Source organism: Streptosporangium pseudovulgare (assembly GCF_014648055.1).
Lineage (GTDB): Bacteria > Actinomycetota > Actinomycetes > Streptosporangiales > Streptosporangiaceae > Streptosporangium > Streptosporangium pseudovulgare.
Window position 1 is genome coordinate 424,540 of the sequence record NZ_BMQJ01000002.1, and the last position, 19,389, is coordinate 443,928.

Consider the following 19,389-nt stretch of genomic DNA (forward strand, 5'->3'; position numbering starts at 1 on the left):
CCGGCGGGCTCGCCCGGGTTCGGCCACGGTCGGCGAATCCGTCATTCGACCGGGTGAGACGGTGCCGCTGTTTCGGTGTGACGTCCGGGCGATCTCACGACATCTATCGGATGAACGGTGCAGAACGCACCGCATACCGATAGGACACGGTGTTTGAGTGACCGTGCATGACGAGGCCGACTTCACCCGTATGTTCCATGAACACTACGAGTCGGTCCTCCGCTACGCGTGGCGCAGAGTGGGGCCCGACGACGCCCCGGACATAGCCGCGGAGACCTTCAGGATCGCCTGGGAGAAATACGGCCGGCTCCCCCGGGACGAGCCGCTGCCCTGGCTGTACGTCACCGCCCGCAATCTCATGTCGAACCTGCTCAGGAAGGAGGAGCGGCGGGACGGGCTCACCGGCCTGCTGCTCGGGGACACGGGCCCGCGCGCCGGCGAAGAGGACCATTCCGTCGCCGTCGCCACTCGCCACACCGTGCTGGCGGCGCTGAACCGGCTGAGTGACGGTGATCGGGAGCTGGTGCTGCTGGTGTGCTGGGAAGGGCTCGATCTACGCCAGGCCGCGAAGATCGTCGGTTGCTCCCGGCCGGCGGCCACGATGCGGCTGCACCGCGCACGCAAACGCCTGCAGCGCCTGCTCACCGAGGACTCCCGGCCCGTCGCGGACCCTCGGCCGTCCTACAGGAGGGGCACCGCATGAACAGTGACGTCAGACAGCTCAGGGAGATGTTGCAGGCCCACGATCCGGCGCGGCGGGTGCACCCCGACGCTTCCAGCCTGCCCGTCATCGCGCAGCGGATCATTGACGAGACCGCCCGGCCGCCCCGGACGGCCGTACGGCGGTGGTCCGCGCGACGGTGGCTCGTCGCCGTTTCCGTCACCGCCGTGGTGACGGGCGCGGCCCTGGCCGTGACGGTCGTCATGCCACCGGATGACGTCGGATCGATGCAGATGGGAGCGACCAGAGCGTTGGCCTTCACCGAGGACGGCGACTACGTCGACGTGCGGATCATGGATCCCGACGCCGACCCTCGCCGGTACCGTCAGGACTTCACGGCGCGGGGGCTGAACGTCGACCTGCAGATGAAGGCCGTGTCCCCGAGCCTGGCCGGAAAAATGATCTCGGTGTCCTCCCCCGCGCGGCTCGTGACCTACGGTTCCGACGGGGGATTCGAGGTCCGGGACACCGACGAGAAGAACGTCAGGATCGAGGGGATCGAGGACGAGTCCGGCTGCGGAGACATGTGGTGCCAGGCCGGGGTGCGCATCCCCGTCGGCCTGCGCCTTCCGATCACCATCGTCTTCGGACGGCCCGCCCGGCCCGGTGAACGATACGAGATCACCGGTGACCCGACCGCGCGCGGCGAGGTCCTGGAGGGGCTCACCCTGCGCAACCGTACGGTCGCCGAGGTCGAGGCTCTCCTGCGGCAGCGCCACACCACCGTCGAGACGTACTACCAGGCTCCTCCGCCACCCTCACCTGGCTCCGGGGGCTGGGACTTCTCAGAACACGTCATCCGATCGCGGGACGTCCCCGGCACCTGGTACGTCCACGAAGCGTTCGGGGGGCATGACAGGAACACCGTCAGCCTCGTCGTCGACTCCCGGCCGCGGTAGGCGGCGCAGTACAGGGACGGCCGTACGGAGAACGGACGGCCGTCCGGCGGGAGGCGTCGTACACGGATCGGTCGATCCCCTCGTCCCGTCCAGGGCCGGCTCACCGGCCGGCCCCGGCCGACGACTCGGAGCGCAGCGGAGCCCCGACCGCGCCGAAATCGGCTTGCGGGCCGTAGGGACGTGCGATTACGTGTCGCCATGGCGATGGACCACGCTGCCCGTTCCGACTCCTACTTCGTGTGCGCCACTCCCCGGACCGGCTCCTCCCTGCTGCTCGGCCTGCTCGGCTCCACCGGCGTCGCCGGCCGTCCGCAGGCGTACTTCCGGGAGGCCGACGAGCCGCTGTGGGCCGAACGGTGGCGGCTCCGCCGTACGGCCGGCGGCGGGTACGACCACGCCGACTACCTCCGCGCCGCACTCGCCGCAGGTCGGAGCGGCAACGGGGTCTTCGGGGCGAAGCTGATGTGGGGGACCCTCGACACGCTGGTCGCCAGGCTCCGAACGGTCCATCCGGATGTCGCCGGGGGTGACCTGGCCCTGCTGGAGCGGGTGTTCGGCCGTACGGCCTTCGTCCACCTGCGGCGTGACGACACGCCGGCCCAGGCGGTGTCCTGGCTGCGGGCGGAGCAGACGCGGACCTGGTACATCGGTGGCGACGGTGAGATCAGCGGTGACGCCGATGACGACGGCGGGCACGAGCCCTGCTACGACGCCGAGGCGATCACTCGCTTCATCCGGACGATCGAGGACCACGACGCGGCGTGGGAGGCGTGGTTCTCCTCGGCCGGGGTCCGGCCGTACCGGGTGCGTTACGAGGACCTCGACGAGGACATGATCGGCACGACACGCCGCGTCCTCGGCTTCCTCGGGCTGGAGGCGCCGCCGGGGCAGGCGATCACCGCCCGGTACCGACGGCAGGCCGACGAGCTGAACCGGGACTGGATCGCCCGGTACCGAGCGGAACGGGCACTCGACGGCCGCCATGCCGGGTCAGGCACGCCGGCGGCCCCCACGACGGGAACGACCCCACCCGAGGGACGAACGAGACCCGCTTCGAAGCCGGCGGATCGCTAACCCGATCAGCCACATCTGGACCGCCAGGACCGGAACCGTCAGCAGCGGTCCGGTGGTGTACGCCTCCTCCATCGCGGGTGAGCCGCCGCAGTCCAGGACGCCGCCGCGCTCGTACCGTTCGCACTGGACGTCGCGGATGACGGTCGTCACCACGAACCAGTCCGCGAACGCGAGCGCCGGCAGCGACATCACCGCGAGGAAGGCCGCGCGGTCCGCCCGGTCCTCCCCCGTCGTGTCCGTTCTGACCGGAACCGGCGCGAGCTGCCGTCCCATATCCCGTTCCTGCCTCATGAGAGGCAGGCCAAGCAGGGGCATGTGATGGTCCCGGGGAGAGCATGTGAAGGTTCCGCACGATCGTCTCGGCACCGCTCGGCTGAACCGATCGGACGGCGCCGACGTCTCAGCGTCATGAGACTCGTCCATTGGATCGGTGCCGCCCTTGCCGCGGTGGTGGCGTGCGCGGCGGGCGTGCAGATCGCGCGATCGGCGAGCGGAGGGCCGCCGGTGCCGGCCTCGTGCCCGCAACAGTGGGGCGGTGAGGGCATCGGCGGCTGGGTGCCCGCCGCCGCCGACATCGACGGAGCCGACGAGTCGCTCGTGCCCGGCTCACCGGTCAGGGCGCTGATCTGCGCCTACCCCGGGGACAACGCGCACCCGGGCGGTGAGCGGCTGGCCGGGACCAGGACCCTGGCGGACCAGGCCGGGGTCATGGCCCGTGACCTCGCGTACCTCCCGGTGACCGACCCGCCCCGCGGTGGTCCGTGCACATTGATGGGCGGGCCGATGACGAACTACCTCATCCGTTTCGCCTACCCCGACGGCCGGGCGCTGTGGGTGGGCAGCGCCGAGGAGGTCAACTCCTGCGCGACGACCACGAACGGCACCGTCGGCAGCCGCTCGTACGTCGGGCCGGACATCGCCGCCGCCTATCGGACGGGCGCCTGGAAGCCCACCCGCTCCGACGACCCCTGCGGGGACTTCACCGGCCGCCGGGGCCAGGACGAGCGGATGGTGCCCGAGGGGATCGTCTCGGTCATGGTGTGCGGCCGGATCTCGGGTTCCGGAAGACCTCCTCGGCGGGAGTACGGCGAACAGGTCGCCCGCGAACTGGCCGCGGAGCTGAACTCCCTTGACACCCGGCCGAGTGACAACACCTGTCAGAGAGGCGGAGGCACGGACGACCGCGAGTTCCGGCTCCTGTTCGGCTACCCGGACGGACCGCCCGCGAACGTCTCGATCTCCATGGGCTGTGTCCCTGGAGCCGACAACGGGTTGCTCCAGGCGGACCTCGACGGCTCCGTACGCGACCGGGTGGTACGGCTCGCCCCACCGCCCTGAGCACCGAGAACCCGCTCGCGGACCGCACGCCCACCTGAGCCGGAAGACGGCGGCGGCCGTGGCGGCGGCGCCCACCCCGGGAGCGCACGAGGTGCTGCGGGCCTGTCAGGCCGGCGGCAGGGCCGTCGCAGTGGTGGGCGGCACCTGCTCCGCCGCCATGGAGACCCACCTGGAGACGCACGGTCTGCGCCACCTGGTGGGGCCGGTCCTCGGGCGCGAACACCTCCGGGCGGCCGAGAGTCCGTACACCGACCTCGTACGGCAGGCGGTGAAGGCCATGGGGCTGCGGCCGCCTGCCTGCACGCTGGTCGGCAGGTCGGCCGGGGGCATGTACACGGCCGGGAACGCCGGCGTCCAGGCGATCGGGGTGGTGAGCGAGCACGGCCGCCGCAAGCATCTCGCCGCCGCCGGCGGCTCGGTCGTCTCCTCGTTGCCCCGGCTGGCCGACGCGCTCCTGGCCGTCCCCGTGACGACCGCCCGCTGAACGGCCACGCGGGACGCGTCCGCCGCGTGGTGCCGGGTGGCCCGCGTACGGTGGCCGGTGTCCCGCCCGATACGGGCAGGAGTAGCCTGTCCCGGTGATCGAACCGGTTGAACTGGTGATTTTCGACTGCGACGGCGTGCTGGTCGACAGCGAGCCCATCGCGGTACGTGTGCACTCCGGCGTGCTCTCGGAGCTGGGCTGGCCGTTGAGCGAGGCCGAGGTGACCGAACGGTTCGTGGGACGGTCCACCAAGTCCATCAACGAGCTGATCGAGGCCCGGCTGGGACCGGCGCTGACGGCCGAGGCCGAGCGGCGCTTCCTGCGCCTGCACCAGGAGGCGGTGGACGCGGGGCTGACCGCCGTCGACGGCATCGTCGAGGCGCTGGACGCGATCACGCTGCCGACGTGCGTGGCCTCCAGCGGAAGTCACGACAAGATGCGCCACACCCTCGGCCACACCGGCCTCCATCGGCGTTTCGAAGGCCGGATCTTCAGCGCGACGCAGGTCGCCCACGGCAAGCCTGCGCCCGATCTGTTCCTGTACGCCGCCCGGGAGATGGGCGTCGAGCCCGCCCGGTGCGTGGTGGTGGAGGACAGCCGGTACGGCGTCCAGGCGGCCCGCGCGGCCGGCATGCGCGCCTTCGGTTACGCGGGCGGGCTCACCCCCGCACAGTGGCTCGAAGGCCCCGGTACGATCGTCTTCGACGACATGCGGAAGCTCCCGGATCTCCTCGACCGGCTCTGACACCCGGCCGGTTCCCATCCCCGGATCGGGGCGGCGGCGATTCCAGCGACGAAGCGTTGTCAGGTCGTCGTTCCCGGCGGGGTCCGCGCGCGAAGTCGGCGCGCGAGGTCGGCGCAAGCACCCCGGCGGAGGCTCGCAGGCACCGCCCGCCCCGCCGCGACCGCCGGCCACCGCCTCACCAAGCCCCCGCCGCGGCCACCGGCCACCCGCCTCACCTGGCGCCCGCCGGCGCCGGACGGCGGGCACCCGCGGGGCGGAAAAGATCACGGTCTATCCTGCGCACATGCCGATCACCGATGAGGAGCTGGCCCTGACCGCGGCGCAGGCGGGAGCCGCCGTCGTGCGCGCCATGTACGGCGGGCCGCTGACGCGCTTCGAGAAGTCCACCGATGACTTCGCCACGGCCGCGGACATCGAGGCGGAGCGGGCCATCCTCGACGTCATCCGTACGGCACGGCCGGACGACGCCGTGACGGGTGAGGAGAGCGGGCGCACCGGGCGGGACGACGCGGAGCGCGTGTGGCTGGTCGATCCCCTGTGCGGCACCCTGAACTACGCCGCGCGCAGCATGCTGGTCGCGGTGAACGTCGCCCTGCGCACGGGTTCCGGCGTCACGGCGGCGGCGTGCGCCGACCCGTTCTCCGGCGAGGTGTTCTGGACCGGCGGGACCGACGGAACCGGCGGAGCAGACAAGAGCGACGGGGCGGACAGGGCCGGCGGCGCCGGCGCGTACGTCCGCCGCGACGGCGTGGACGAGCCGCTCGCGCCGTCGGCCGGATCGCGGCTGGTGGACGTCAACCTCGATCCGCCGTTCCCGAACGAGCCGGGTTTCCGGGCGGTCCGGCTGCTCGCCGAGCCGGGGTTCGCCGAGAGGTTCCGCCCGCGCGTCGTCTCCACCACCCTGGCTGTGACCTGGGTCGCCGCCGGACGGCGGGCCGCCTACGTCACCGACGGCCGTATGGAGGACAACGTGCACTTCGCGGCCGGGATAGCGCTGTGCCGGGCCGCCGGGTGCGTGGTGACCGGCTTCGACGGCCGGCCCCCGCACACCGGCGCGGGCGGGCTCGTCGTGGCGGCCGACCGCGAGACGCACGCCGCGCTGCTGGAGCTCATCGGCGAACAACTTCCGCCCGGCCGGTAGCCGCGCGTTTCCGAGGACCCGGGCCGGCCCGCGCCCTGAGAGGCCGGCCGGCCGGGGCGGGCGTGGACCCGGGCCGGCACGCGGCCGTCCGGCCCGCGCGCCCTGAGAGGCCGGCCGGGGCGGGCGTCGTCTCCGGCCGGGCCGTCCGGCCCCCCGCGCCCGAAGACGTCGGCTGACCGCAACCGTTCCGGCCCCCGCGCCCGAAGACATCAGTGCCGGCACCGCCGGGGCCGGGCCGGTTCACCCGAGGACGTCAGGCGGAGCCCGGTGCGGCGCGCAGCGTGTCGAGTTCCTCGTTCATGGCGTCGAGAAAGGCGGCCACGGTGCGCAGTTCCTCCGGGCTGAACCGCCGCAGCGTGTTGTCCGTGCTGCGGCCGAGCGGGCGGAAGAAGGCCCCGGCCAGTTCCCTGGCCGCGTCGAGGTAGTGCAGGTGGACCACGCGCCGGTCGTGCGCGTCGCGGACCCGGCGGATGTGCCCGGCCCGCTCCAGCCGGTCGAGGCAGGCGGTGACCGCGCCCGAGGTGAGGTTGAGCTCCTCCCGCAGCCGGCCGGGAGTGATCGGCTCCGGGGCGTCGAAGATCTTGATGAGCGCCTGGACGTCGGTGGGATGCAGTCCGTGCTCGCCGGCGAACTCGTGGGCGATGCGGTTGAACTCCGCGGTCATCCTGCGCAGCCGTACCGCGAAGGCCAGCCGGTCGATGCCCCCTTCACCAGCGCCGTTCATGCCGCCATGCTACATTAACTCAATCATTGAGTATCTTGATTATTGAGTTACATGACATCACGGAGAGGCGGTCCCATGGCACGGAAACAGATCCGCTGGCTCGTCCCGGCGCTGCTGGTGCTGGTGTGGCTGGCCGTCGGCGGAGGGCTGGGGCCCTTCGCCGGCAAGCTCACCGAGGTGTCCACCAACGACCAGGCCGCCTTCCTGCCCCAGAGCGCGGAGTCGACACGCGTGCTGGAGGTCCAGGAGAGGTTCCGCGAGGGTGAGACGCAGCCGCTCATCGTGGTGTGGACCGCGGACGGCAAGGCCGTCACCTCCGAGCAGAGCGCCGAGGCGACGCGGAGGCTCGCCGCGCTGCGCGGCACGGAGGGCGTCGCCGGGACGCCCTCGCCCGCCATCGGATCGGAGGACGGCCGGGCGCTGCAGGGCGTGGTCCAGCTCGGCCCCGCCGTCGAGGACTCGCTCGGGGAGGCCCTGGACCGGATCGGTTCGGCGGTGGCGGTCGACGGCCTGCGGGCCCGGCTCGCCGGACCGGCGGCCACCCGGGCCGACCTGTCCGACGCCTTCGCGGGGATCGACGGCCTGCTGCTCGGGGTGGCGCTGGTCACCGTACTGGTCATCCTGCTGGCGGTGTACCGGAGCGTGCTGCTGCCGTTCGTCATCATCATCGGCGCGGTGTTCGCCCTGGGACTGGCCTGCGCCGTGGTGTACTTCCTGGCCGACCGCGACATCGTCCGGGTCGACGGCCAGGTGCAGGGCATCCTGTTCATCCTCGTCATCGGCGCGGCCACCGACTACGCGCTGCTGCTGACCGCCCGCTTCCGGGAGGAGCTGGCCGCGACCGGCGACCGCTTCGCCGCGGGGCGCGTCGCGCTGCGCCGCTCGTTCGAGCCAATCGTCGCCAGCGCCGCCACCGTGGCCCTGGGACTGCTCGCGCTGCTGCTCAGCAGCCTGACCAACAACCGCGCGCTCGGCCCGGTGGGCGCCATCGGCATCGCGTGCGCCGCGCTCAGCGCGCTCACCTTCCTGCCCGCCGTCCTCGTCCTGCTGGGCCGCGCCGCGCTGTGGCCGGCCAGGCCGCGCCCGGCCGACACCGCGAACCGCGGGATCTGGGGCCGGGTGGCCGCCCTGGTCGGCCGTCATCCGCGCCGACTGTGGATCGCGACCCTGTTGCCCCTCGTCGTCCTGGCCCTCTTCTCGCCGCGGTTCAACGCCCGGGGCGTCCCGCTGGACGAGACGTTCGTGAACGACGCGCCGTCGGTGGCGGCGCAGGCGACGCTGAGCGAGCACTTCCCCGGCGGCTCAGGGCAGCCCGCGGTCATCGTCGCCCCCGCCGGGCGCGCCGCGGCCGTGGCGGAGAAGGCCCGCGGCGTCGAGGGCGTCTCCAGCGCCGAACCGGTTTCCCGGAGCGGCCGGCCGGGCGGCGACCCCAAGGTCGTCGACGGGCGCGTCCTGGTCGAGGCGACGCTGCGCGACGCGCCGGACGGCGACGCCGCCCAGGACACGGTGAAGCGGCTGCGCGCCGCGCTCGACGGCGAGGACGGCGTCATGGTCGGCGGTTACAGCGCCCAGCGGTACGACACGACGGAGACCGCGCGGAGCGACACGCTGCTCATCGTCCCGGTCGTCCTGGCGATCATCCTGCTCATCCTGGTCTTCCTGCTGCGCTCGCTGGTGACGCCCGTACTCCTGGTGGTCACCGTGGCGCTGAACCTCCTCGCCACCCTCGGCGTCTCCACGCTGGTCTTCACGCACATCCTCGGGTTCACCGGCAGCGACGCGTCGGTGCCGCTGTACGGCTTCGTCTTCCTGGTCGCGCTGGGCGTGGACTACAACATCTTCCTCATGTCCAGGGTCCGCGAGGAGACCGCACGCCACGGGGCCCGGGAGGGCGTGCTGCGCGGGCTGGTCACCACCGGCGGGGTGATCACCTCGGCGGGCGTCGTGCTCGCCGCCACCTTCGCCGCGCTGGTGGTGATCCCGCTGGCGTTCCTGGCGCAGCTCGCCTTCATCGTCGCCTTCGGCGTACTGCTCGACACCCTGGTGGTGCGGTCCCTGCTGGTCCCGGCGCTGGTGCGGGACCTGGGCCCGCGGGCCTGGTGGCCCGGCCGCCTGAGCCGCGCCGAGGTACGGCCGGCGCCCCCGGAACCGGTGGGGGCGCCGAGGTGACACCCGGCCGCCGGTGATCCCGCCGCCGCTCCGCGCGGGCCGGCGACCCTGGGATCCGCCTCCAGGAGCCCGTACGGTCCCCGCTCTCGTCCCCGTCGGCGCCGTCGGTGCCGTCGGTGCCGTCGGTGCCGTCGGTGCCGTCGGTGCCGTCGGTGCCGTCGGTGCCGTCGGTGCCGTCGTCCCCGTCGGCGCCGTCGTCCTCGTCGCTCCCGGCCGCTCCATGGCCGGGGGCGGCGGCGCGGATCCGGACAGAAGCCTTTTGACACCCATCCCTTCCAAAGTTGACATCGCCGGTTGACACTGATGGCGTGTCCGCCGCCTCCCGAACCGCCCGGCCCGCGCCGCTGCGCGGGCGGGACGCGGAGCGGGAGGAGCTGGGAGGGCTGCTGGAGGAGGCCCGCCAGGGCCGCGGCGGGGCGTCGCTGCTGCTGGGCCCGGCCGGGATCGGCAAGACCGCGCTGCTGGACCTCGCCGTCGCCCTGGCTGACGGATTCACCGTGCTGCGCGCGGCCGGCGCGGCGGCGGAGACGTCGATGGCGTTCGCCGGGCTGCACGCGCTGCTGCGCCCCCTGACCGACTCCCCGGAGCCGCCGCCCGGCGCACGGGGCACCGTACTGCGACGGGCCCTGGAGCACGGGCGGGCCGCGCCGGGGATCGCCCTGCCCGCCGCCGTCCTGGACCTGCTGTCGGCGGCGGCCAGGAACCGGCCGCTCGTCGTCTGCGTCGACGACGTCCACCATCTCGACGCCGCCAGCCGCGACGCGCTGGCCTTCGTGGCCCGTCGGCTGTCGGGCGAGCCGATCGCCATGCTGTTCGCGGCCCGGCACCACCAGCACCGTGCCCTCGGCGGCGGAGCCGTACCGGGTGCCGCCGCTGACCTCTCCGACCTGGCCCCGGTCCGGGTGCTGGCTCCCCTCGACGCGGCGGCGGGCCGGGAGCTGGTCGGCGGCCTGGTCCCGTCGCCGCTCTCGGCGGAGCTGTGGGCGGCGCTGGACCGGATCGCCGCCGGCAACCCCCTGGCCCTGGCCGAGACCGCCGCGGCGCTGACACCCGCGCAGCTGGCCGGCACCGCGCCGCCGCCCGAGGCGCCGCCGCGGAACGGGCGGCTGTGGCGGGCCTGCGCCGACCGGCTGGCCCGCCTGCCCGCGGGCACCCGGTGGCTGCTCCTTCTCCTCGCGGCCGATCCGGACCTGGACGCCGCCGCTCTGGTGCGCGCCGCCGCGCCGGCGGACGCCGCCGAGGCGCTGGAACCCGCCGAACGGACCGGCATCGTCACCGCGGTCGGTCCGGGCTGCCACCGGTACGGCTTCGCCGAGCCCGTGATGCGCCCGGTGGTCTACCACGGCGCCTCCCTCGCCCTCCGCCGCGCCGCCCACCGCCTGCTGGCGAACGTCCTGGACCAGGACCACCACCGCCTGCGCCGCGCCTGGCACCGGGCGGCCGCGCTCGACGGGCCGCAGGAGGAACTCGGCGAGGAACTGGCCGCCGCCGCGTGGGCGGCGCAGCCGTACGGCGGTCTTCCCGAGCCCTACCGCGCCTTCGAGCGCGCGGCCGAGCTCACCGGGCGGGGCGAGGTCAGGGCGGCACGCCTGGCCGCCGCGGCCCGGCACGCGGCCAACTCCGGCCGCCCCGACCTGGCCGGATCATTGCTCGCCCGGCTGCGCACCGCGACGGTCACCGCCGAGACCCGGGGCCGGGCCGAACTGCTGCGCGGCACCCTGGAGCTGCTGGGCGGAGAGACCGGCAGCGCCCACGACAGGTTCCTGGCGGCGGCCGGATGGCTGCTGGACCGCGACCGCGAGCTGGGGGTACGGGCACTGGTCCGCGCCGCCGACGCGGACTACTTCGCCGGGGACCACCGGCGGTTCCTCGCCATCGCCCGCCGGGCCGCCGGGCTGCGCCGTCCCGACGACGGCCCGGCCACGCGCCTGATGTTCGAGTACCTGGCCGGGCTGTCCGCCTCCTTCCGGGGGCGGCACGCCGAGGCGGCCGGTCCGCTGCGCAGGGTGCGGCGGCTGGCCGGGCCGGTGCGCGACCCGGCCATGCTGGCCTGGGCGGGCGTCGCCAGCCTGCTGCTCGGGGAGGACGGGCACGCCCTCGAACTCGCGGGCCGTTCGGTGGACGGCGCGCGCCGCAGAGGCGCCGTCTCGGCGCTGCCGCACCTGCTGGAGCCGGTCATCCACGCCGAGGTCTGGACCGGCCGCTACGCCTCGGCCGCCGCCAACGCGGCGGAGGGGCTGCGCCTGGCCCGGGAGACGGGACGGCGCGGCGCCGCAGGCCACCACCTCGCGTGGCTGGCGCTCATCGCGGCCGTCCAGGGGGATGAGGAGACCTGCGGGATCCGGGCCAAAGCGGCCTTCGAACTCGCCGACGCCCACGGCCTGGGGATGGCGGCGGCGCTGGGCAACTGGGCGCTGGCCCACCTGGACCTGGCGGCGGGCCGCGCCGGGGAGGCGGTGGCCCGGCTGGGCGCCGGCCGCCGGAACGGCCACGTGGTCGTCCGGGTCATGGCCGCCCCCATTTTCATCGAGGCCGCCGCCCGCACCGGGGAGCGGCAGCGGGCGAGGGCCGCGCTGCGGTCACTCGACCGCTGGGCGGCCAGCACCGACAGCCCCGACCGCCTGGCGCTGGCGCTGCGGTGCCACGCGCTGCTGGCCGTACCGGGCAGGGCCGAGACCCTGTTCCGGGACGCCCTCGACCTGCACCACCGGGGGGCGTGCGAGTTCGAGACGGCCCGCACCCAGCTGCTGTTCGGCGGAGCGCTGCGCCGGGAGCGCCGCCCCGGGGACGCCCGGCCGCACCTGCGTGACGCCCTGGACACGTTCGAACGGCTCGGCGCCCGGCTCTGGGCCGAGCAGGCCCGCGCGGAGCTGCGCGCGGCGGGGCAGTCCGTCCCGGCCCCCGCACCGCCCACCGCATCGGCCGGGGCCGGTCACCTGACCGCCCAGCAGCTGCAGATCGCGCGCATGGTCGCCGAGGGCGCCACCAACCGCGAGGTCGCCGCCCGCCTCGTCCTCAGCCCCCGTACGGTCGAACACCACCTGCGGAACATCTTCGCCAGGCTCGGCGTCCGATCCCGGGTGGAGCTGGTACGCCTGCTGGGCTGAGCCCCGTCGCCGGGCCGGATCCCATGGACGGCCCGGATGGGACCTCGGGACCTCAGAACCTCGTGACATCGGGACCTCGGGACATCGGGGCCTCGGGACATCGCCCGGTGAAGGCACGTGATTTCACCGATGCGCGAAGGCCGTACCGGCCGAACAATGGCCCGGAAAGCAGTCGCCGGGAACTCCGGCACCGTCTCCCCACCGCCCGCCCCGGCGGGCCGGGCGGCGCCGGGTTCCTCCCCCCGACCAGCAGGGAGCACACGAACGTGCAGCCACGGACATCCCCCTCCTCCGGCATCCCCCAGCCCTCCGCCTCCCGGCTCCGCACCCCGACCGGCGTCCCCGCGCCCGCCCGGCGTCCCCGGGTCTCCCGGGTCGCCACCGTGATCGGCATGGTCATGGCCCTGGCCCTCGGCGGCCTGGCGCTCTCCCCCGGCGCCCACGCCTCCACCTCCACCTCCGCTGCCGCCTCCGCCGCCGCCGTCGACAATCCGTACGAGCGCGGGCCGGCTCCCACCGAGGCGAGCATCGAGGCGTCGCGCGGTCCCTTCGCCACCTCGCAGTACTCGGTGTCGGTGCTGCAGGTGAGCGGGTTCGGCGGCGGAACCGTCTACTATCCGACCGACACGAGCCAGGGAACCTTCGGGGCCATCGCCATCTCCCCCGGCTACACCGCCACCTGGGCCAGCCTCAGCTGGCTCGGCCCCCGCCTGGCCTCCCAGGGCTTCGTCGTGATCGGCATCGAGACCAACACGATCTACGACCAGCCCGACAGCCGCGGCCGCCAGCTGCTGGCCGCGCTGGACTACCTGGTCCAGAACAGTTCGGTCCGCGGGCGGATCGACGCCACCCGCCTCGCGGTCGCCGGACACTCCATGGGCGGCGGCGGCACCCTGGAGGCGGCCGCCACCCGGCCGTCGCTGCAGGCCGCCATCCCGATCGCCCCGTGGAACCTGGACAAGACCTGGTCGGAGGTCCGGGTGCCGACGATGATCATCGGTGGCGAGGCGGACACCGTCGCCCCGGTGCTCACGCACTCCGAGCCGTTCTACACGAGCATCCCGGCCTCGTCGGAGAAGGCGTACATGGAGCTCAACGGCGCCTCGCACTTCTTCCCGCAGACCCCGAACACCACGATGGCCAAGTACATGATCTCGTGGATGAAGCGCTTCATCGACGACGACACCCGCTACGAGCAGTTCCTGTGCCCGGCTCCCCGGAGCCTGGCGATCCAGGAGTACCGCGACACCTGCCCGCACGCCTGAGCGGCGGGCACCCCCGCGCCGGCGGCCCCCTTTCGGCCGCCGGCGCTTTTCGCGGGCGCGGCAGGGCCCCGAGGGCTTGGCTGAGGGGCATGACGGAAGAAACCACCGGGCTCGGTCCCACCGGGCGACCGCACCATCCGCGACAAGGTGAATCGAACCTCCGGTGATGGCAGGGCGAGCATTGATCGCTGAACATACCATACCGTATGGTACGTCCAGCGATCTTCTAAGGAGAGACATGTCCGCATTGCCCGACCCCGTCTGGCCGGTCGTCCTTCTGGCGTTCATTCAGGTCAGCGACGCCATCATGTGCATCAAGCCCATCCCGTTCATCGTCCGGTGCCTTGAGGGCGTGAAGTGGCCACGACGCCACTGGTGGATACTGCCGCCGCTGAAGTTCGCCGCGGCGGCCGGTCTGGTCCTCGGCATCTGGCTGCCGTATCTCGGCGCCGTCACCTGCGGCGCCCTCGTGCTCTACTTCGTCGTCGCCATCGCGGTGCACATCGCGGCCCGGGACTTCGGCCGCAACCTCTTCCTCAACGCCGTCGGCATGCTGCTGATCTGCGTCGCCACCGGCGTCCACAGCTTCCTGACGTGACGCTCGTGAGCGCCTCGGCGGGCACGGGCCGTTCCATACCCTGTGGTATGTTCGCCGGGTGAGCACGGCACGAGACCGGTGGCTGGACGAGGGCCTGAAAGTCCTTGCGGAAGAGGGTGCGGCAGGGATCCGGATCGACCGGATCGCCGCCCGGCTCAACCTGTCGAAGGGGTCGTTCCACCATCACTTCGACGGCGCCGACGGGTACAAGAAAGAGCTTCTCGCCCGCTTCGAGCGTCTTTCGGTTGAAGCGCTGGAGAACGCCATCTCCGCGGTGGGCGAATCGGCCGGCCCCCGTACGGTCCTCACGCAGCTGACGAAACTCGTCGGCTCCGACGACACCGGCCTCTACCGGCCCGAGGTCGAGACCGCGCTGCGGGCGTGGGCGACCTGGGACGCGGACGTGCGTGCCGTGCAGACCCGCCTCGACGAGGCACGACTGGCCGCGCTCCAGCGGGTGTGGCGCCCGGCCGCCGCCGGTGACGAGGAGGCCCGGACCGCGGCCCTGCTGCCCTACCTGCTCGCGGTCGGCGCGACCGTCGTCTTCCCTCCCGTCGGCCCCGACCGGCTTCGCGACCTCTACGAGCTCCTCCTGCCCCTCGTCCCGGACGACCCCGGCGAGGCGGTCCCCGCGTAGGCGTCACCCCGATCTCCGTACCGGCCGAAAGTGTCGGTGCGGCTGGTTAGGTTCCCCGCCATGGATCACTGGGGCGAGATCAGGAACCTGATCGAGAGAAGGCGCGCCGGCCGGCTCGCGGAGAAGGTCAGGACACTGGACGGCGAGGCCCGCAAGGAGGTCGCCGCCCGGCTGCCGGAGCTGCTGAAGGAGTTGCGGGGCCGGTTCGACCGCTGGGACGACGGCCTGGTCGACTACGGCCCCGCACTGCGGGTGGCGGGCGCCGCCACCATCGGTGGCGCGGCGGCCGTGACGTCCTGGCTGTATCGGCGCGACTTCGCGCCGCGGTGGTCCGGCCCCGACAACGACGTGGACCTGATCCTGGCGGTGCTCGCCGACCGGCCCGCCGCCTGGCGCGCCGACCTGGCCGAGCGGGTCGTGCTGCGCCTGCGCGCCTCCGACGACCGCGGCGTCGCCCTCGCCCTGGCACTGCTCCGCCAGACCGGCGTCGAGCCGCCGCAGCACGACCCGCTGGTGGCCGGCTGGGCGGACCGCGTCCCCTCGGACCTGGGCGCCGACCCGCTGCTCGACCACCTGCTGCCGCGCCTGTTCGAGGCCCAGGGCGTGGGCCGGGTGCTCCAGTGGGAGAAGGACCCGCACGAGGGCTGGCTGGGCGCGCTGACGGCCCTCGCCGACGCGGGGCGGGTGAAGCGCGAGGAGCTGATCGACGGCTGCGTGCGCCGCTTCCTGCTCGGCGGCACGGCCATCGACCTGCGGTTCTTCGTCCGCCTGCACGAGGCGCTCGACCCCTCGCCCGCCGAGACGGCGTCCCGTGCCCGTGACTACCTGCGCCTGCTGCCCGCCTCCCCCGGTCCGGTCGCCGAACCGGCCGCCAGGCGGCTGCGCGACTGCGACGGCCTCACCGCCGACGACCTCGCCGAAGCGTGGGAGTCACTGCTGTTCCGCCCCGAGCGCAAGCTGGTACGCGCCGGGCTGTCGTGGCTCGACCGTTCCGTACGGCGCACACCCGCGCTGGCCGGTGTGGTCGCCGCGCCGCTGGCCCGCGCGTTCGCCGCCGACTTCGCCGAGCTCCAGGAGAAGGCCGTCGAGCTGGCCCTCACCCACGCGGACGGCATGGGCGAGGAGGGCCGCGCCACCATACGTGAGGCCGTCGAACTGCTCCCGCCCCACCTCGGCCACCGGGCCGCCGCCGTGTTCACGGGCGGCACGGTCGCCGAGGCCGAGCCCGCGTTCACCCCTCCGCCGCCACCCGCCGCGCCCGAACGCTCCCGGCCCCTCGAACCTCCGGTCGAGTCCGTCGAGGAACTCGATCTGCTGATGTGGCGGGAGGGACCGCATTCATGGCAGACCTGGGAGCGGTCGCTCGCCGGCCTCGTCGCGCTCGCCCACCGTGACCGGGCGGGTACGGCGGCGGCGATGCTCTCCGGACTGCGCGAGACGCTCGCCCGGCCGTGGGCCGACCAAAACTACCGGCGGGAGCCCTGGGAGCATGCCGGCCAGTGGCTCCAGGGCGCCGTCCGCTCCCTGACCGCTACCGCGCCCATCCCGCACGCCTGGCGGCGTTTCATGCCGAGGGGGAGCCTGGCCGCCCCGCACCGGCTCCTGCTGCACCGCGCGGCCGAGGTCCTGCGGGCCGTCGAGGAGGACGCCCTCCCACCGCTGCTGCTGGCCACGCCCACCCACAGCACGGGGCACGTGGCGGCGGCCGAGCTGGTCCGGCGGCTGGAGGTCATCGAGGCCACCGGGGCCGAACCGCTGGCCGCCGACCTCCAGCAGGCGCTGCTGCGCCTGCCGCGCACCCCGGATCCCGAGGCGGCGGAGCGGGCGGCCCGCCTGACGTCCGCGGCGGGCCGGATCCTCGCCGCGTGGGCCTGCCCGCAGGTCGGGATCGAGCTGGAGTGGACCTGCGAGAACGGCGGCGACGGCGACCACGACTGGCACGACCGGAGCCATGACCACGACGTGCGCCTGGTGCCCACGGCCACCGCCGTACCCGTCGGTCTGCCGCTGGTCGACATGATGCTCGGCGTCCCCGGGCACCGGGCCGAGGCTGAGCACCTCGAATGGTGGCCCTCAACGCTGCCTTCACACCGTGAGGTCGCCGCCGCCCATCTCATGCCGTACGCGCTCAGGCAATCATGGAACGACCCCTCCGTCAGGCTGGAGCAGATCCGCCATCTCGCGCGAGCCGAAGGACCGGCCGGGGCGGCGTTCTCGGTGATGCTCGCCCGCGTCCTGGGTGAACCGGGGACACCCGGGTCCGTCGACGTGCTGCTGGAGGTCGCCGCGCGCGACGAGCTGCCCGCGGCCGAGGTCGGCCGCCAGGTGGGACTCCTGCTGGCCGGCGGCGAGGTCAGGATGATCGACATGGTCGCCGCACTCGACGCCGCGGCCGGGCGGGGCGCCCACGCGCACGTGTGGCGGATCGCCGCCGCGGCGCTGCCCGTGCTGCTGCCCGCGCCGGGCGAGCGCCCGCGCAACGGCCTGGCCGACTTCGTCGCGCTCGCCGCCACGACCGCCGAGTGGTGCGGTGCCCGCGGTGAGATTCCCGAGGTGCGTGACATGGCGGCCCGCAAGGGGAACAGCGGGCTGCTCCGCGAGGTCCGCCGGCTGCACGACCGGTTCACCGGCGGCGCGCCCGGGACAGCGGACACGAACAGCGTCGGCACCGGCGCCGATCAGGAAGGATGATCATGATGTCCGAGCGGACCAGGCGGAACAGGAACTGGCGTTCCCGGAACGACGAGGCCCACGCCAGGCTGATGGAGATCGGCGATCTCGCCCGTGCCGCCGCCGCACCGGGCTGGTCGCGGCTGGCCGTACGCCATGCCCAGGTCGGCTCGCACGCGGTGACCGCCGTCACCCGCGACGGCCGCGAGATCACCGTCGAGGGCACGGCGGAGCCGTTCCAGCGCGTACGTGAGCTGTCCTACCGGGACGGCGCGGGCACCTGGTTCATCTGCGAGCTGGAGTTCTCCCCCGGCGGCAGGGGCTACACCGGACGCGTCGACTCCTCCGCGCAGCCGTTCGAGGATGTGCCGCCGCCGGCGGCGCTGGCGGAGTTGACCGTCTTCCCCCGTAAGGAGCCGCCCGGCTGGCTGCTGGCCGCGCTGCCGACCGCCGCTCCCCTCGGGCTGCCCACCGCGTACGGTGACCGCTACGACCGGTGGTACGACCATTTCGGTGACCGCCGGCCGCCGGCTCCGTCGCCGATCACCGGGGAGCTGGCCTACCGCCCGACCACGACCATGACCGCCCGCGCCTTCGGTCATGACCAGGAACACGGCCGGTGCCTGATCTACCTGACGGAACAGGCCGACGGCCCCGATGCCGAGCACCTTCTGGTGACGTCCTACCAGGAGGGTTACCGGGTGGCGCGCCAAGATATGCGCGGCACCGGTGAGGGGGTGCGCTCCATCACGTTGGGCGGCACGACGCTCCGGCTGGAGCTGACGCTTGAGGCGGCTGACCTGCTGGAGACCGAGACCGTCTTCGAGGTCCGTCTCGACCTGCCGCCCGAGACGCTCGGTGAGCTGCGCACCGTCCTGCCCGGCATGCTGCGGTCCGTCACCCAGGCGCCGGAGCTGATCGGCTTCTGATCCGCGGCGACGCTTCCGGCCTGATCTCCCGGCCTGGCGCTCCGTCACCGCCGGAAGGGGGGCGGGGCCGTCGTCCGTACGGTCCCGTCGGTGGCCGCCGTGCCGTCCCGCCGGCGGCCGGCCAGGATGAGCAGCCCGGTGACGCAGAGCGTGCCGACCATGATGACGAGCTGCACACCGTAGGCGATGTCCCGGGTGGGCAGCAGCATGTTGGCGATGTGAAAGCCGGTGTGCACGCCGACCGCCGCCCACAGCGCCCCGGTACGGACTCGCGCGGCCGCGCAGGCGAAGCCGAGCGCGGTCGCCTGGCCCACGTAGAGCAGTCGCTCGACGGGGGTGTCGGCCGGACTGTTGGAGATCAGGTGCATCGCGCCGAAGCCGATCGACACCACGGCCAGCACCACCGGCGGGGTCAACCGGTCGGACAGGGTGTCGAACAGGTGCCCCCGCCACAGCAGCTCCTCGGGAAAAGCCTGGCTGAGCAGGGCGAACGCGATCATCAGCGGCAGGTACGGCAACCCGGCCGTGACCATCTCCCAGGGCTGCCAGGCGGCGGCGCCGACCGCCACCGACAGGGCGTTCGCCGCGGCCATCGCGGCCGTGCCCGCCAGTGCGCCCAGCAGCAGGTGCAACGGAGCCCGCCAGGATCCCCTGAGACCCACGCCCCGCCACGGCTGGCGACCGAGGCGGCGGATGAGGTAGACCAGCCCGAGCGAGGCCAGCGTGATGCCGATCATGCCGAGGGGCCGGTAGAGGACGTTGTCGCGTTCGAGGAGCAGCGTCACGGGGGCGGTTCCGATGATCACCTGCGCGAGCATGGCGACGGCGGTGATCAGGACGGCCCAGACGGGATGGGTGACTCTCATGAACCGCCACGCTAGGGAGCGG

16 protein-coding genes are annotated in these 19,389 nt (G+C 73.7%); 14 read left to right on the forward strand and 2 right to left on the reverse strand.

Annotation, left to right across the window (positions count from 1 at the left end; genetic code table 11):
- Positions 1-157 precede the first annotated feature (157 nt).
- From IEZ10_RS05680 to IEZ10_RS05710, 7 genes are all read left to right on the forward strand, one after another.
- Positions 158-703 (forward strand): RNA polymerase sigma factor, encoded by a 546-nt coding sequence (locus tag IEZ10_RS05680; RefSeq protein ID WP_189245385.1) that lies wholly within the window; start codon positions 158-160, stop codon positions 701-703.
- On the forward strand, positions 700-1,620 hold the full coding sequence (locus IEZ10_RS05685; RefSeq protein ID WP_189245386.1) for a hypothetical protein: 921 nt from the start codon (positions 700-702) through the stop codon (positions 1,618-1,620). The genes IEZ10_RS05680 and IEZ10_RS05685 overlap by 4 nt, the downstream gene beginning before the upstream one ends.
- 198 nt (positions 1,621-1,818) lie before the next feature.
- Complete coding sequence (locus tag IEZ10_RS05690) at positions 1,819-2,694, forward strand: Stf0 family sulfotransferase (RefSeq protein WP_189245387.1); 876 nt, start codon at positions 1,819-1,821, stop codon at positions 2,692-2,694.
- A 408-nt stretch (positions 2,695-3,102) separates the two neighbouring features.
- Positions 3,103-4,032, forward strand: coding sequence for a hypothetical protein (locus IEZ10_RS05695; RefSeq protein WP_189245388.1), 930 nt, complete (start codon positions 3,103-3,105; stop codon positions 4,030-4,032).
- A gap of 58 nt (positions 4,033-4,090) precedes the next feature.
- Positions 4,091-4,516, forward strand: coding sequence for an HAD family hydrolase (locus IEZ10_RS05700; RefSeq protein ID WP_189245389.1), 426 nt, complete (start codon positions 4,091-4,093; stop codon positions 4,514-4,516).
- Positions 4,517-4,610: 94 nt separating this feature from the next.
- Positions 4,611-5,261, forward strand: coding sequence for an HAD family hydrolase (locus IEZ10_RS05705; RefSeq protein WP_189245390.1), 651 nt, complete (start codon positions 4,611-4,613; stop codon positions 5,259-5,261).
- A 283-nt stretch (positions 5,262-5,544) separates the two neighbouring features.
- Positions 5,545-6,402 (forward strand): inositol monophosphatase family protein, encoded by an 858-nt coding sequence (locus tag IEZ10_RS05710; RefSeq protein WP_189245391.1) that lies wholly within the window; start codon positions 5,545-5,547, stop codon positions 6,400-6,402.
- 253 nt (positions 6,403-6,655) lie between these two features.
- On the opposite strand, the gene IEZ10_RS05715 is transcribed toward IEZ10_RS05710, so the two are convergent.
- Positions 6,656-7,126: a MarR family winged helix-turn-helix transcriptional regulator gene (locus IEZ10_RS05715; protein ID WP_189245392.1), complete on the reverse strand. Its 471-nt coding sequence runs from the start codon at positions 7,124-7,126 to the stop codon at positions 6,656-6,658.
- 75 nt (positions 7,127-7,201) lie between these two features.
- On the opposite strand from IEZ10_RS05715, the gene IEZ10_RS05720 reads away from it, so the two are divergent.
- The 7 genes from IEZ10_RS05720 (at position 7,202) to IEZ10_RS05750 (ending at position 18,501) form a co-directional block, all read left to right on the forward strand.
- On the forward strand, positions 7,202-9,295 hold the full coding sequence (locus tag IEZ10_RS05720) for an MMPL family transporter (protein WP_189245393.1): 2,094 nt from the start codon (positions 7,202-7,204) through the stop codon (positions 9,293-9,295).
- Positions 9,296-9,603: 308 nt separating this feature from the next.
- Entirely contained in the window at positions 9,604-12,402 is a 2,799-nt protein-coding gene (locus IEZ10_RS05725; RefSeq protein WP_229810981.1) for a helix-turn-helix transcriptional regulator, read from the forward strand.
- Positions 12,403-12,800: 398 nt separating this feature from the next.
- Complete coding sequence (locus IEZ10_RS05730; protein ID WP_189245711.1) at positions 12,801-13,667, forward strand: alpha/beta hydrolase family protein; 867 nt, start codon at positions 12,801-12,803, stop codon at positions 13,665-13,667.
- A gap of 238 nt (positions 13,668-13,905) precedes the next feature.
- Positions 13,906-14,265, forward strand: a complete 360-nt coding sequence (locus IEZ10_RS05735) for a DoxX family protein (protein WP_189245394.1) — start codon at positions 13,906-13,908, stop codon at positions 14,263-14,265.
- 58 nt (positions 14,266-14,323) lie between these two features.
- On the forward strand, positions 14,324-14,902 hold the full coding sequence (locus tag IEZ10_RS05740; RefSeq protein WP_189245395.1) for a TetR family transcriptional regulator: 579 nt from the start codon (positions 14,324-14,326) through the stop codon (positions 14,900-14,902).
- 60 nt (positions 14,903-14,962) lie between these two features.
- On the forward strand, positions 14,963-17,593 hold the full coding sequence (locus IEZ10_RS05745) for a DUF7824 domain-containing protein (protein WP_189245396.1): 2,631 nt from the start codon (positions 14,963-14,965) through the stop codon (positions 17,591-17,593).
- A gap of 5 nt (positions 17,594-17,598) precedes the next feature.
- A complete protein-coding gene (locus tag IEZ10_RS05750; protein ID WP_229810982.1) occupies positions 17,599-18,501 on the forward strand; it encodes a hypothetical protein in 903 nt (300 codons plus the stop codon).
- Positions 18,502-18,545: 44 nt separating this feature from the next.
- Here IEZ10_RS05750 and IEZ10_RS05755 read toward each other — a convergent pair whose 3' ends face one another.
- A complete protein-coding gene (locus tag IEZ10_RS05755) occupies positions 18,546-19,367 on the reverse strand; it encodes a CPBP family intramembrane glutamic endopeptidase (RefSeq protein ID WP_189245398.1) in 822 nt (273 codons plus the stop codon).
- Positions 19,368-19,389: the final 22 nt, after the last annotated feature.